This is a genomic window from Streptomyces spinoverrucosus (assembly GCF_015712165.1).
GTDB classification, from domain to species: domain Bacteria; phylum Actinomycetota; class Actinomycetes; order Streptomycetales; family Streptomycetaceae; genus Streptomyces; species Streptomyces spinoverrucosus_A.
This window is the reverse complement of sequence record NZ_JADPZX010000001.1, coordinates 3703045-3715239: the sequence shown is the minus strand read 5'-3', so window position 1 is coordinate 3715239 and position 12195 is coordinate 3703045. Positions and strand designations below refer to the sequence as shown.

At 69.0% G+C, this 12195-nt stretch carries 10 protein-coding genes and 1 pseudogene; 7 read left to right on the top strand and 4 right to left on the bottom strand.

The genetic code is table 11. The annotated features are described in order from the left end of the window. Window positions 1-64 precede the first annotated feature (64 nt). The 5 genes from I2W78_RS16655 (at window position 65) to I2W78_RS16635 (ending at window position 2850) form a co-directional block, all read left to right on the top strand. Entirely contained in the window at window positions 65-739 is a 675-nt protein-coding gene (locus tag I2W78_RS16655) for a hypothetical protein (protein ID WP_196464589.1), read from the top strand. Window positions 740-787: 48 nt separating this feature from the next. Continuing rightward, the gene (locus I2W78_RS16650) at window positions 788-970 is read left to right on the top strand and encodes a hypothetical protein (protein ID WP_196460765.1); all 183 of its coding nucleotides are present in this window, start codon (window positions 788-790) and stop codon (window positions 968-970) included. A 206-nt stretch (window positions 971-1176) separates the two neighbouring features. After that, window positions 1177-1686 carry a BlaI/MecI/CopY family transcriptional regulator gene (locus I2W78_RS16645; protein WP_230886278.1) on the top strand — a complete coding sequence of 170 codons (510 nt, stop codon included), beginning with the start codon at window positions 1177-1179 and terminating at the stop codon, window positions 1684-1686. 9 nt (window positions 1687-1695) lie between these two features. Continuing rightward, window positions 1696-2244 carry an amino-acid N-acetyltransferase gene (locus tag I2W78_RS16640; protein ID WP_196460761.1) on the top strand — a complete coding sequence of 183 codons (549 nt, stop codon included), beginning with the start codon at window positions 1696-1698 and terminating at the stop codon, window positions 2242-2244. A 270-nt stretch (window positions 2245-2514) separates the two neighbouring features. Next, complete coding sequence (locus I2W78_RS16635) at window positions 2515-2850, top strand: histone-like nucleoid-structuring protein Lsr2 (protein WP_196460759.1); 336 nt, start codon at window positions 2515-2517, stop codon at window positions 2848-2850. Here I2W78_RS16635 and I2W78_RS16630 read toward each other — a convergent pair. Continuing rightward, a complete protein-coding gene (locus I2W78_RS16630; protein WP_230885476.1) occupies window positions 2829-3611 on the bottom strand; it encodes an SCO3374 family protein in 783 nt (260 codons plus the stop codon). The genes I2W78_RS16635 and I2W78_RS16630 overlap by 22 nt on opposite strands. A gap of 442 nt (window positions 3612-4053) precedes the next feature. Between I2W78_RS16630 and I2W78_RS16625 the strand changes: the two genes are divergently transcribed. Continuing rightward, window positions 4054-6579, top strand: coding sequence for an ATP-dependent Clp protease ATP-binding subunit (locus I2W78_RS16625; protein ID WP_196460755.1), 2526 nt, complete (start codon window positions 4054-4056; stop codon window positions 6577-6579). A gap of 72 nt (window positions 6580-6651) precedes the next feature. Here the strand turns inward: I2W78_RS16625 and I2W78_RS16620 are convergent, their stop codons facing one another. Together I2W78_RS16620 and I2W78_RS41150 are read right to left on the bottom strand one after the other, a co-directional pair. Further along, window positions 6652-7281 (bottom strand): HAD family acid phosphatase, encoded by a 630-nt coding sequence (locus I2W78_RS16620; protein WP_196460753.1) that lies wholly within the window; start codon window positions 7279-7281, stop codon window positions 6652-6654. 127 nt (window positions 7282-7408) lie between these two features. Then, a pseudogene (locus tag I2W78_RS41150) lies at window positions 7409-10524 on the bottom strand (NACHT domain-containing protein). Between the two features lie 373 nt (window positions 10525-10897). Here I2W78_RS41150 and I2W78_RS16610 point away from each other — a divergent pair. After that, complete coding sequence (locus tag I2W78_RS16610; RefSeq protein ID WP_196460751.1) at window positions 10898-11584, top strand: M23 family metallopeptidase; 687 nt, start codon at window positions 10898-10900, stop codon at window positions 11582-11584. An 11-nt stretch (window positions 11585-11595) separates the two neighbouring features. Here I2W78_RS16610 and I2W78_RS16605 read toward each other — a convergent pair whose 3' ends face one another. Then, window positions 11596-12177 carry a TetR/AcrR family transcriptional regulator gene (locus I2W78_RS16605; RefSeq protein ID WP_196460749.1) on the bottom strand — a complete coding sequence of 194 codons (582 nt, stop codon included), beginning with the start codon at window positions 12175-12177 and terminating at the stop codon, window positions 11596-11598. Window positions 12178-12195 lie beyond the last annotated feature (18 nt).

The window sequence follows — 12195 nt, the reverse complement described above, 5'->3', positions numbered from 1 at the left end:
CCTGGTTTGTCTGATTAGCGCGTATCGTCGCCCCATGCCCACGCCATACGGATCCCGCGGCGGCATGGCGTTCGGTGTGGCGGAGCTGCGTGTGCTCCGCCGCGCTCTCGCCCTCGCCCTCCACCCCGGCCAGGCCTCGGCCGAGGACATCCAGGACTGCCACCGCCTGGCCGAGTCGCTCGACGAGGCGATGCGCGAGGGCGCCCGCCTGCGGGCCTTCCTCGTGGCCGACCTCGCCCGCTACCGCGCCGCCCTCCCCGGCACCGCGGCCGGCTACCTCACGCTCCTGGACGAGGCGCTGCGCGCCGGTTACCGCCCCGCCCCCGACGACCTGGCCGCCCTCCGCGCCCTCCGCGGCACCCCCACCGCCGCCGCCCTCCTGGACCGCTGCCAGACCCTCGCCGAACAGGACGTACGCGCCCGCCTGGCCCGCAACGCCACCACCCCCGCCGGCACCGCAACCCTCACGCCCCTCGTCCCGGCGTCCCGCACCCACCTCCTCGCCCTTCCTGGCGGCCTCACCAACACCGCCGAGAAACCGGACCGCAAGCCCGAGAAGAAGCCGGCCGAGAAACCCGCCCAACCGTCCCCCACTCCCACTCCCACTCCCACTCCCACCCCCGCACCCGCCGCCCCGAAGCCCACCCGCCGCCCCATCCCCACCCCGGGCGAGGTCTTCCCCCGCCGCAAACCACCCCAGTCCCCCGCGAACCCCTCCCAGCGACTCGCGGCCGTCTGACACCAGCCCCGAACAAACCCCCCAACCCCCCGCCACTACCCTGGACCCATGGACTACGTCTCCGCGCTCCTCCCCCCGGTCGTCATGGCCGTGTTCTTCATCAGCGTGATCCGGGTGATCGTGAAGTCCCAGGGCGGCGCCAACAAGGCCAAGGAGGACGCGGCCGTCGACGCCGCCCTCGCCGGCGCGGAGGGCACCCGCCGCCCCTCCGCGACCACCCCTGACGCCTGACACACACGCCCAAGCGCCCACAGGCCCAGGCGCCCCGCCCGCAGCGTCTCCGCTCCCCCTACCGGCGTACGACCTCCACCTTCGAGTCGTACGCCCTTTTTCTCCCCGTTTGCCAAGAAAAGTGCCGTCCGGCACGCCATAACCCAGATCTCCCACTATTGTGCTGAACTGTGCCTCGCCCATTGGGAGAACTCGAAGACGCGGTCATGACGCGGGTGTGGAAGTGGAACCGCCCGGTGACCGTTCGAGAAGTCCTGGAAGATCTTCAACAGGAACGGTCCATCGCCTACACCACGGTGATGACCGTTTTGGACAATCTCCACCAGAAGGGCTGGGTGCGCCGCGAGGCGGAAGGCCGGGCCTATCGATATGAGGCCGTCTCCACCCGCGCCGCCTACGCCGCGGCCCTGATGAAGGACGCCTGGTCGCAGAGCGACAACGCCGCCGCCGCGCTCGTCGCCTTCTTCGGCATGATGAGCGAGGAACAGCGCCGGGCACTACGGGACGCGGCGCGCATCGTAGGCATCCCGGAAACCCCCGAGCCCCCCGAACCTGTCAAGGGCGCCGAACGAGCCGAACCCCCCGAAGCCCCGAATACCCGCCCCGATACGCACGCCGAGAACCCCACAGAGAACCCTCCCGGCTCCCCGACCGAGAACCCCCCGGGCCCCCCAACCGAGAACCCCGGCCCCGCCCCGGAGGCCCCCGGGCGATAGCGTCCGCTCATGTCCGCAGAGAGCCCCTCCGCCGAGAACCCCGAAGTCACCGCTAAAGCCATCACCGTCCGCCGGGCCCGGACCAGCGATGTCCCCGCCGTCCGCCGACTCCTTGACGCCTACGTCCGCGACGGCATCCTGCTCGACAAAGCGACGGTGACGCTTTACGAGGACATCCAGGAGTTCTGGGTGGCGGAACGCGACGACAACGCCGAGGTCCTCGGCTGCGGCGCACTGCACGTGATGTGGGAAGACCTCGCGGAAGTCCGCACTCTCGCCGTGAAGCCCGGCCTCAAGGGCGCCGGCGTCGGCCATCAGTTGCTGGAGAAGTTGCTGCAGACCGCACGCTGGCTGGGTGTTCGCCGCGTTTTCTGTCTGACCTTCGAAGTCGACTTCTTCGGCAGGCACGGCTTCGTGGAGATCGGTGAGACGCCGGTCGACACCGATGTCTACGCGGAGCTGCTGCGTTCCTATGACGAGGGTGTCGCCGAGTTCCTGGGTCTCGAACGAGTGAAACCGAACACCTTGGGCAACAGCCGGATGCTTCTGCATCTGTGATCGCCAAGGGTATGCCGACGGTATGTGGGGGAGGTATGTCCGGGGTATGCCCGGAGTATTCAGCCCGAGCCCGCCGCCCAGGTTCCCTATGTCCGAAACGCGCATGTTTCCGGGCGGGGGCCGTCGGTCGGCCTCTCCCGGGGGTTTGTGTTTTTCCAGCAAAAGCGGTTTGCTTTCCGACGTACTGCAGTACTGCATATAACAGGGGGCGGCGAAACGGCGGACGCCGCAGACCCCCGACCCTCAACGTTATCGATGAAAGGAAATCCGGTGGCACAGAAGGTTCAGGTCCTTCTTGTCGACGACCTCGACGGCGGCGAGGCGGACGAGACGGTGACGTTCGCGCTGGACGGTAAGACGTACGAGATCGATCTCACGACCACCAATGCGGACAAGTTGCGCAGCCTTCTTGAGCCCTATGTGAAGGGCGGTCGGCGTACCGGTGGCCGTGCTTCGGGTGGGCGTGGAAAGGCGCGTGCCGCGGCCGGCGGCAGCCAGGACACCGCTGCGATCCGTGCATGGGCGAAGGAGAACGGTTACGAGGTCAATGACCGTGGCCGTGTTCCCGCAACCATTCGCGAGGCTTACGAGAAGGCCAACGCCTGACCGCACGCGCGTCGCAGCCGGATTCGGTGGCAGTGAGTCGCCACCGTGTCCACCAGCCGTACGAGATCGGGGGCGCCCCCAACGCCCCCCATGGCCGACAACGTCGGCAGCGAGGCCTCGACCTCGCACCCCGGCTCAGGGGGCCGCAGCCAAACGGCGGCCCCCTGAAGAGAGCCCTCACTGAGCGAGCCCTGAGCAGCGCCCTCAAGTCGGCCCTCGGCAGGCAGGTCCTCGGCAAGCAGGCCCTCAGTAAGTGAGCCCTGAGCAAGCGAGCCCTCGCCAAGAGAGGCCCCACCAAGCGAGCCCTCGCCAAGAGAGCCCTCAGCGGCGCCCTCAACGCGCTCCTCAGGACAGCCCTCGCCGACCCAGTCGACCCACCCGGCCCAGCCGCCCGCACCACCCCCCGGCGGCACGGGAGCCTCCATCACCCCGCTTCCTCCACCCCCACCGATGCCCCGCAGATCCAGCGGCAAGCTGCCCCACTCCAGCCACTCCAGCACCCCCGGCAGCTCCTCCGCGCTCCCCGGCGCCACCAGAAGCCGCATCCGGTCACCGCGGACGGCCACCGGAGAGCCCGCGACGAGGTGTCGCAGGCCCGCGAGGCCCGCCTCGACCGGTACGTCCAGGACGTCGAAGCGGACACCCACCGCCAGGTGGAGCGGGGTGCCCGGCACGGTCGGCCAGCCCAGTTCGTGCTCGTACCACCGCCTGAGCCGATCGCCCGCATCGAGGGGGCGCCGCGGGAGCGGGACCAAGGGCATTGCGCCAACCATGCCAAGCGCAACCGTCAGAACAGCGTTCGAGTTACGCTGGGTGTTACTGCGGATGCACAGAGTGGCGAAAAGGGGGGCGTGTGGGGGTGCGGGGTGGCGCAAGGTTGTTCGCCCATAGCGGAGGGAGCGGGGGCGCGCGGCATGGACTGTCAGTGCGAGCGGGTAAGACATCCCTAGTGGGAGGGGGCGACACGCAGGAAAGGCCGTCTCACGTTCGCCATCGGCGTACTGATGGTGGGGGTAACTGCCTGGCCTGCGGGAACATCGTCTCGCACCATCGGGTTGGAGCAGATGTCGGCGTCACGGGTCAGGAGGCCATCGACGGTGTCGGCAGTTGGAATGAGCGGTCCCCGCTTGCGGGACTAAGCTGCGGAAGGACAGGGAGGGGAAGTTCCCCTTACTGCCTGACCGCTCTGAGGAGCGATTAACGATGTTCGAGAGGTTCACCGACCGCGCGCGGCGGGTTGTCGTCCTGGCTCAGGAAGAAGCCCGGATGCTCAACCACAACTACATCGGCACCGAGCACATCCTCCTGGGCCTGATCCATGAGGGTGAGGGTGTCGCCGCCAAGGCCCTTGAGAGCCTCGGGATTTCGCTCGAGGCGGTCCGCCAGCAGGTGGAGGAGATCATCGGGCAGGGCCAGCAGGCCCCGTCCGGGCACATCCCCTTCACCCCCCGTGCCAAGAAGGTCCTGGAGCTGTCGCTCCGCGAGGCCCTTCAGCTGGGCCACAACTACATCGGCACGGAGCACATCCTGCTCGGCCTGATCCGTGAGGGCGAGGGCGTCGCCGCCCAGGTCCTGGTCAAGCTGGGCGCAGATCTGAACCGGGTGCGGCAGCAGGTGATCCAGCTGCTCTCCGGTTACCAGGGCAAGGAGACCGCCACCGCCGGCGGGCCTGCCGAGGGCACCCCCTCGACGTCCCTGGTCCTCGACCAGTTCGGCCGGAACCTCACCCAGGCCGCTCGTGAGTCCAAGCTCGACCCGGTCATCGGGCGCGAGAAGGAGATCGAGCGGGTCATGCAGGTGCTGTCCCGCCGTACCAAGAACAACCCGGTCCTGATCGGTGAGCCCGGCGTCGGCAAGACCGCCGTCGTCGAGGGCCTCGCCCAGGCCATCGTCAAGGGCGAGGTGCCCGAGACCCTCAAGGACAAGCACCTCTACACCCTGGACCTCGGCGCGCTGGTCGCCGGCTCCCGCTACCGCGGTGACTTCGAGGAGCGCCTGAAGAAGGTGCTCAAGGAGATCCGCACCCGCGGCGACATCATCCTGTTCATCGACGAGCTGCACACGCTGGTCGGTGCGGGTGCCGCCGAGGGCGCCATCGACGCGGCTTCCATCCTGAAGCCGATGCTGGCCCGCGGTGAGCTGCAGACCATCGGTGCGACCACGCTGGACGAGTACCGCAAGCACCTGGAGAAGGACGCGGCCCTGGAGCGCCGCTTCCAGCCGATCCAGGTCGCGGAGCCGTCGCTGCCGCACACGATCGAGATCCTCAAGGGTCTGCGCGACCGTTACGAGGCCCACCACCGGGTCTCCATCACGGACGAGGCGCTGGTCCAGGCCGCCACCCTGGCCGACCGGTACATCTCGGACCGCTTCCTGCCGGACAAGGCGATCGACCTGATCGACGAGGCCGGTTCCCGGATGCGCATCCGCCGGATGACCGCTCCGCCGGACCTGCGCGAGTTCGACGAGAAGATCGCCGCCGTCCGCCGGGACAAGGAGTCCGCGATCGACTCGCAGGACTTCGAGAAGGCCGCCTCCCTGCGCGACAAGGAGAAGCAGCTCCTGGCCGCGAAGACCAAGCGGGAGAAGGAGTGGAAGGCCGGCGACATGGACGTCGTCGCCGAGGTCGACGGCGAGCTGATCGCCGAGGTCCTCGCCACGGCCACCGGCATCCCGGTCTTCAAGCTGACCGAGGAGGAGTCCAGCCGCCTGCTCCGCATGGAGGACGAGCTCCACAAGCGGGTCATCGGTCAGAACGACGCCGTCAAGGCGCTGTCGAAGGCGATCCGTCGTACGCGCGCCGGTCTGAAGGACCCGAAGCGTCCCGGTGGTTCGTTCATCTTCGCCGGCCCGTCCGGTGTCGGTAAGACGGAGCTGTCCAAGGCGCTCGCCGAGTTCCTCTTCGGCGACGAGGACGCGCTGATCTCCCTCGACATGTCGGAGTTCAGCGAGAAGCACACGGTGTCGCGTCTCTTCGGTTCGCCCCCCGGATACGTGGGCTACGAGGAGGGCGGCCAGCTGACGGAGAAGGTGCGCCGCAAGCCGTTCTCGGTCGTCCTCTTCGACGAGGTCGAGAAGGCCCACCCGGACATCTTCAACTCGCTGCTGCAGATCCTGGAGGACGGTCGACTGACCGACTCCCAGGGCCGGGTCGTGGACTTCAAGAACACGGTCATCATCATGACGACCAACCTCGGCACCCGGGACATCTCCAAGGGCTTCAACCTCGGCTTCGCCGCCGCGGGTGACACGAAGTCCAACTACGAGCGCATGAAGAACAAGGTCTCGGACGAGCTCAAGCAGCACTTCCGGCCCGAGTTCCTCAACCGCGTCGACGACGTGGTGGTCTTCCCGCAGCTGACCCAGGCCGACATCCTGCGGATCGTCGACCTGATGATCAGCAAGGTGGACGAGCGCCTGAAGGACCGGGACATGGGCATCGAGCTCTCCCAGTCCGCCAAGGAGCTGCTGGCCCAGAAGGGCTACGACCCCGTGCTGGGCGCCCGGCCGCTGCGCCGCACCATCCAGCGCGAGATCGAGGACTCCCTGTCGGAGAAGATCCTCTTCGGTGAGCTGCGCCCCGGTCACATCGTGGTCGTGGACACGGAGGGCGAGGGCGAGACCAAGACCTTCACCTTCCGCGGTGAGGAGAAGTCGGCCCTGCCGGACGTCCCGCCGATCGAGCAGGCGGCCGGCGGAGCGGGTCCGAACCTGAGCAAGGACGCGTAGCCGCTGCGCTCGGCCTGAACAAAGGGGTTGCCCCGGGACCTGGTCCCGGGGCAACCCCTTTTGCGTATCGGCTCAGGACAACTGCCCGTCGTAGTCAGGCAGCTTGTACGCCTTCTCGGCGTGGCCGCCCGACAGGTCGGTGGTGTTGTTGCCGATGTTGGCGATGATCGTGTAGCCCTTGGACTCGATGTTCACGCGCTGGGCCGTCTTGTAGGCGGCGACGTTCTTGAAGAGGTCGAAGAAGCCGCGCACGTAGAGGCCGTCGACCTCGTAGCCGACCTTCTCCAGGTTGTACTCGGTGGGCGCGTAGATGATGCCCGGGCGGGCGGTGACGAAGAAGATGTCGACGCCGCGCTCCTGGGCGTACTCGGCTACCTCCAGGACCGGCTTGTTGGCCGGCTGCGGGTAGCTGAAGCCGAAGTCGGTCTCCAGCGTGGTGTTGTCGATGTCGAAGACGATCGCCTGCTTCTCGCCCGGCTCGGCCTGGGCGATCCGCTGCTTCACGTACGGCAGCGCCTGGTCCATCACGGCCTGGCAGTCCTTCTGCCAGGTGGCGTAGTCGACGTCCGCGGCGGCGGTGGCGGCTGCGGTGGTCGTGGCGGTGCTGGTCGCTGCCTCGGCGGGGGCGGCGATGGCCACGAGGGCGGCCGCGGCGATGGTGGTTGCGGCGGTGCGGCTCGCCCAGGGGCTGCGTCTTGTCATCTGGGGGGTCCCTTCACGTCCGTACGGGTTACGCACGGGGGCCGTCATGTCGTGTGCATGTTCGTGCGTGAGGGTGGCGCGAGAGGAACCGTAGGGTTACTGGACGGTAGGTGGCCAGAGGTGTGCGTCACACCAGGACGCGTGTCCTCTTGATCACGGGCGGGACCGGGAGCTGGGCGAGGGCCTCTTCCGGGATTTCGGGGACCTCGGGTGCCAGGACGACCGTGACCGAGCGCAGGTCCGGGAACAGGGCCGGGATCTGCGAAAGGTCCTCGGTGCCCTGGAAGTTGTTCAGGCGCAGGCCGGTGACGCCGGGCAGGGGCGGGCCGTGCCAGCCGACGGCCCCCCAGTTGATGCGCAGTTCGCGCAGTCGGGGGAGCCGGGCGATCTCCTCGTGGTCCTCCGGGGTGAGTGGAGAGGTCAGCTGCGCCAGGCTGAGCTGTCGTAGGGAACCGAACCGGTGCAGTCCGCGCAGGCCGGTGTTCCCCAGGGCGCTCTTCGTGAAGCGCAGGTAGCGCAGGGGGAGGTTGCGGGGCAGTGCCTCGTCGAGGGACTCGGCCTCCAGCGCGATGCCGAGGTCGAGTTGGTCCAGGGTCTGTGAACCGGTGAGCCCGGACAGGGCGCCGGGCCGTTCGAGGCCGGGGAGGAGTTCCAGCGAGAGCCAGGACAGGGGCAGGCGGGCCAGCGGGGTCACGTCGGTGACATGCGGACACCTGCTGATGTCCAGGTAGGTGAGTCGCCGCAGGGCCGACAGACAGGTCAGGTCGTGCAGCAGGTCGTTGGCGCGGATGACCAGTTCGCTCGTCTGGGGCAGGAGGCCGGCGCTGATCTCGTCCGGTTCGATGTCACCCGCGAGTTGCAGTGCCTCCCGGCCCCCCAGTTCGCGCAGGAAACGCAGGTGTCCCCTGGACTGGGCGGCGAAGAAGAGATCGTCCTCGTGCAGATGGGCGATGACCTCCGTGCCGTATCGCATGGTCGGGAACCGGTACCAGGTCCAGGTGAGTTGGGCGCGCACCGCGAGCGACGGGTGGGAGCGGAAGCGGGTGAGGACGGGCAGGGCGGCCTCCGTGCCGACCACCGATGCCGTGATGACGACCGCCCGCGCCTCCTCGTCGCTGAGTCCCTCGGGCCCGGGCAGCAGCTCCAGCGCGAGCGGGCCGACCGAGGCGAGGGCGCGGGCCTCCTCGGCGGTCCGGGGCGGCATCAGTTCCTCGGCCTGCCGCTCCACCTCGGCCCGCACCCCGGGGTCCAGCTCGGTCGCGTGCTCCAGGGACGCCAGCGCCAGCAGCCGTACCCGCGCCCGAGCCGGGTCCTCCAGCTGGTGCGTCGATGCCACCAACTCCCGTAGCAGATCGGCCCGTTCCCGGGGGCGGGCATGGGCCACCGCCATTCGGATCACGTCCGCCCACTGCTCGTCCGCCGCGCCCCGCACCAGCAGCCCGAAGTCCCCGTCCTCCACCGCCGCCTTCGCGCCCAGGTAGTCCTGGAAGGTGCGGTGGACGAACTCCACGGTGTCGGGGGCGGGTTCGCGCAGCAGGCCACTGCGGACCAGCAGGTGCCGGAGGATCGACGGGGCGTCACCCTGGGACGCCGCGGCCGGGAGGGAGGGGAGGACGTCGGCGACGAGGCGCTCGGCTCGTTCCCGGTCCATCTCCGACTGGTTGTTGCGGATCAGCCAGTAGGCGAGCCGCTGGAGCAGCTGGATCTGGGGGAGTTCGGTGAGGTGGATGCCGTCGGGCCCGGCCATGTCCCGTTCCTCGTCCCGGCGCGCCAGCAGCATCGACAGGGCGGCGTCGTACAACTCCTGGCGGCCGTGCGGCAGATAGCCGCGCCGGTCGCGGTGCAGGGCGCAGATCAGGCCGCACATCAGGGGGTTGGTGGCGAGGCGGCCGAGGTCGGGCTTGGTGCGGACGGCGTCGAGGAGGGTGCGTTCGTAGGCGTCGAGGCGGTCGCGGTCCTCGGGGGCGTCGGCGCGGGCGGCCGTGTGCCAGCGGGTGACGAAGGCGGCGACGTCGTCCCCGCTCATCGGGGTGAGGGCCAGCTCCGTGAAGCCGTCGGGGGCGAGCCAGTCCTCCCGTACGGCGGAGGGGCGGGAGGTGACCAGCCACTGGTTGCCGGGATAGACGTCCAGCAGGTCACGCAGCCAGCGCCGGGTGCGTTCGCGCTCGCGTTCGGGGATCTCGTCGATGCCGTCCACCAGGAGCAGCCCTCGGCCCGCGCTGAGCACGTGGTCCGCCCAGCCGTCCGGCTGGCTCGCGTGGAAGGGGACGCGTACGGCGGACAGGAAGGCGTCGGGGGCAGGGAGGCCGTCGGGGCGGCGGACCAGGGTGCGCAGGGGCAGGACGAAGGGGATGCGATCGCCGCGCTCGCCCCGGGCCGCGGTCACCGCGAGCCACTGTACGAGCGTGGTCTTGCCGGAGCCGGCCACCCGCGCAGCAGCACCCGGTCGTGCTCGGCGAAGGCCTGTTCGGCGGGGAGCGCGGTGGCGGCGGAGGCGATGCCCGGGCCGTCCGGATCGGCAGACTCGCCGTCGGCGGCCGGGTGCAGGGCCTGGAGGCTGAGGTAGGCGGCGTCGAGGGGCCAGCGGTCGGGGGAGTTGACCAGGTCGATGCCGTAGATGGTGAGGTGGCCGTGCTTGGTGGTGACGTACGTCATATAGCGCTGTTCGAAGGCGGAGTCGGACGCCGGTGCGGTGCGGGCGAGCAGGGCGTCGACCTTGTCGATCAGCTCACGCTGGCGCCGGGACTGTTCGACCAGGGTGCGGGCGACGAAGGTGGACCGCTGGGTGAAGAAGTGCAGGATGTGCAGGCAGGCGGTGGTGAGCGTCCGGAAGTAGAACAGGGCCGCGTCTAGGGAGAGGTCGCGGTCCGGCTTGCCGCTCGCCGCGCGCAGACGTACGGCCAGTGCCTCGTGGCCCAGCTCCACCGCCTGTACGTCGGTCATGTCCAGCTCGCCGAGGGCGTACAGGGTGTCGGAGAGGGCGTGCGCCACGGCCTCTTCCTCGTCTGACAGCAGGGGGCGCTCCCCGGCGCCCTTCAGCGCCTGCCGCACCAGTTCGGTGGCGAGCCGCGCCAGGTCCTTGCGGTCGAGCTGCCGTTTCTCGCCCCGGAACGAGACGTACGACGAGATCCGCACCGGCCGGTCCACCAGCCCGGCGCCCGCGCCCTCGGTCACGAACAGCTTCTTCACGAGCGGCGCGACGACGGCCGACGCCAGCCGTACGCCGATGACCGACGGTTCCACCCGGCCTCCCCCAGAGCCTTGTTGGCAGGAATCAGCAGAGTAGCGCCGGTCACATTCCGGGGTGGTTGGATCTTGCCCGCCGGTGATATGCCGCACAGGCGATTTGTCCCTTACTACCCGGAATAGTGGAAACGCCTATTCGGGCAAAGCGGACTTTTACCCCGTAACTCAGGTGTCGGATTCGCCAAGTTAGGTGGATTCATCCGGGATGGGAGCTCTGTCAAGAGTCCCTGCATTATGGGGTGAACTACTAATTTCCGTCGTAGGTCACACGTTTTGGGCTTAATGGGTCGGCCGGGTACCAAGGGATGGCCGTCCGGCAGGTGCCTTACACGCCGGGTGGATCCGCCGTCTCCGTCCCATGAGGTTCCGCATGTTCACGCGTGTCACGTCCCGTTCTTCCCGTACGTCCCAGCTCCGCACCCGCGCGGCCGTGCTGGCTGCCGGTCTCGGCGCCACGGCCGTGCTGGGGACCGGGGTCGCGGCCGCCGCCGGCAGCACCACGGCCACTGCCACGACCGCCGCCACCGGTGTCGCGCACGCCGTCGAGGCGCAGGCCGCGGCTCAGGCCAAGGCGGCCCAGGTCGCCACCGCCCAGAACGCCAAGGTCGCGGCCAAGTCGGCCGCCGCAAAGAAGGCCGCCTCCTGGATCAGCCCGGTGAAGGGCTACCGGCTCAGCGCCAGCTACGCCCAGGCCGGCGGTATGTGGCAGTCCACCCACAGCGGTCAGGACTTCGCCGTGGCCAGCGGCACCAAGGTCGTGGCCGCGCACGGCGGTACGGTCGTCAAGGCCGGCGGCAACGGCGCCGGTGACGGCCCCGCGTACGGCAACGCCGTCGTCATCAAGCACGGCAACGGGACCTACTCGCAGTACGCCCACCTGTCCCGCGTCGACGTGCGGGTCGGCCAGGTCGTCGCGACCGGCCAGCGCATCGCCCTGTCCGGCAACACCGGCAACTCCAGCGGTCCGCACCTGCACTTCGAGATCCGCACCACGCCCAACTACGGCACCGCGATCGACCCGGTCGCCTTCCTGCGGACCAAGGGCGTCAATCTCTGACTGCCTGTGACCTAGGCCACACCTTTGTGTGCCTGCGTCACCATGTCGACGGCGACCTCGAGGATGGCTTCGCGCTTGTCCTCGGGGTCGCCTTCGAGTTCCTGCATCACGAACACCATCCCGGCGTGCAGCGTGAAGATGGCGCTCACGCACCGGACCTGGTCGGCCAGGGTGGCGTCCCGGTCGATGATGATGTGGCGCAGGCCCTTCATGCGCTCCTTGAACAGCTCGCCGATGCGCAACTCGCGTACCGTCGCCTGGTTCTCGTGCATGAAGCGGAACAACGGCCCGGCGGCGGCCAGGTGTTCGCTGTAGCGCCGTACGATCTGCTGCTTCGTCTCCAGGGTGTGCGGCCGGCGGGCGCCCCACTCGATGAGTTCGTCGATCGGCCGCATCACGTCGTCGAAGATGCTGACCAGGATCTCTTCCTTGGTCTTGAAGTGGTAGTAGAGCGCCGCCTTGGTGACGTTCAGGCGTTCGGCGATCTCGCGCAGGGACGTCTTCTCGTAGCCCTGCTCGGCGAAGAGGTCCAGGGCCACGTCCTGGATGCGCTGGCGGGTGTCGCCGCGTCGCCGCTGCTTGGTGCCGTCCATCGTGCCGCCCGTCCTCGT

Excerpts from the sequence above, each read along its gene's own strand:
- I2W78_RS16645 (WP_230886278.1), top strand. The coding sequence starts at position 1,177 with ATGACGCGGGTGTGGAAGTGGAACCGCCCGGTGACCGTTCGAGAAGTC.
- I2W78_RS16630 (WP_230885476.1), bottom strand. The coding sequence starts at position 3,611 with ATGCCCTTGGTCCCGCTCCCGCGGCGCCCCCTCGATGCGGGCGATCGG.
- I2W78_RS16610 (WP_196460751.1), top strand. The coding sequence starts at position 10,898 with ATGTTCACGCGTGTCACGTCCCGTTCTTCCCGTACGTCCCAGCTCCGC.
- I2W78_RS16620 (WP_196460753.1), bottom strand. The coding sequence starts at position 7,281 with ATGACAAGACGCAGCCCCTGGGCGAGCCGCACCGCCGCAACCACCATC.
- I2W78_RS16655 (WP_196464589.1), top strand. The coding sequence starts at position 65 with ATGGCGTTCGGTGTGGCGGAGCTGCGTGTGCTCCGCCGCGCTCTCGCC.
- I2W78_RS16640 (WP_196460761.1), top strand. The coding sequence starts at position 1,696 with ATGTCCGCAGAGAGCCCCTCCGCCGAGAACCCCGAAGTCACCGCTAAA.
- I2W78_RS16605 (WP_196460749.1), bottom strand. The coding sequence starts at position 12,177 with ATGGACGGCACCAAGCAGCGGCGACGCGGCGACACCCGCCAGCGCATC.
- I2W78_RS16650 (WP_196460765.1), top strand. The coding sequence starts at position 788 with ATGGACTACGTCTCCGCGCTCCTCCCCCCGGTCGTCATGGCCGTGTTC.
- I2W78_RS16625 (WP_196460755.1), top strand. The coding sequence starts at position 4,054 with ATGTTCGAGAGGTTCACCGACCGCGCGCGGCGGGTTGTCGTCCTGGCT.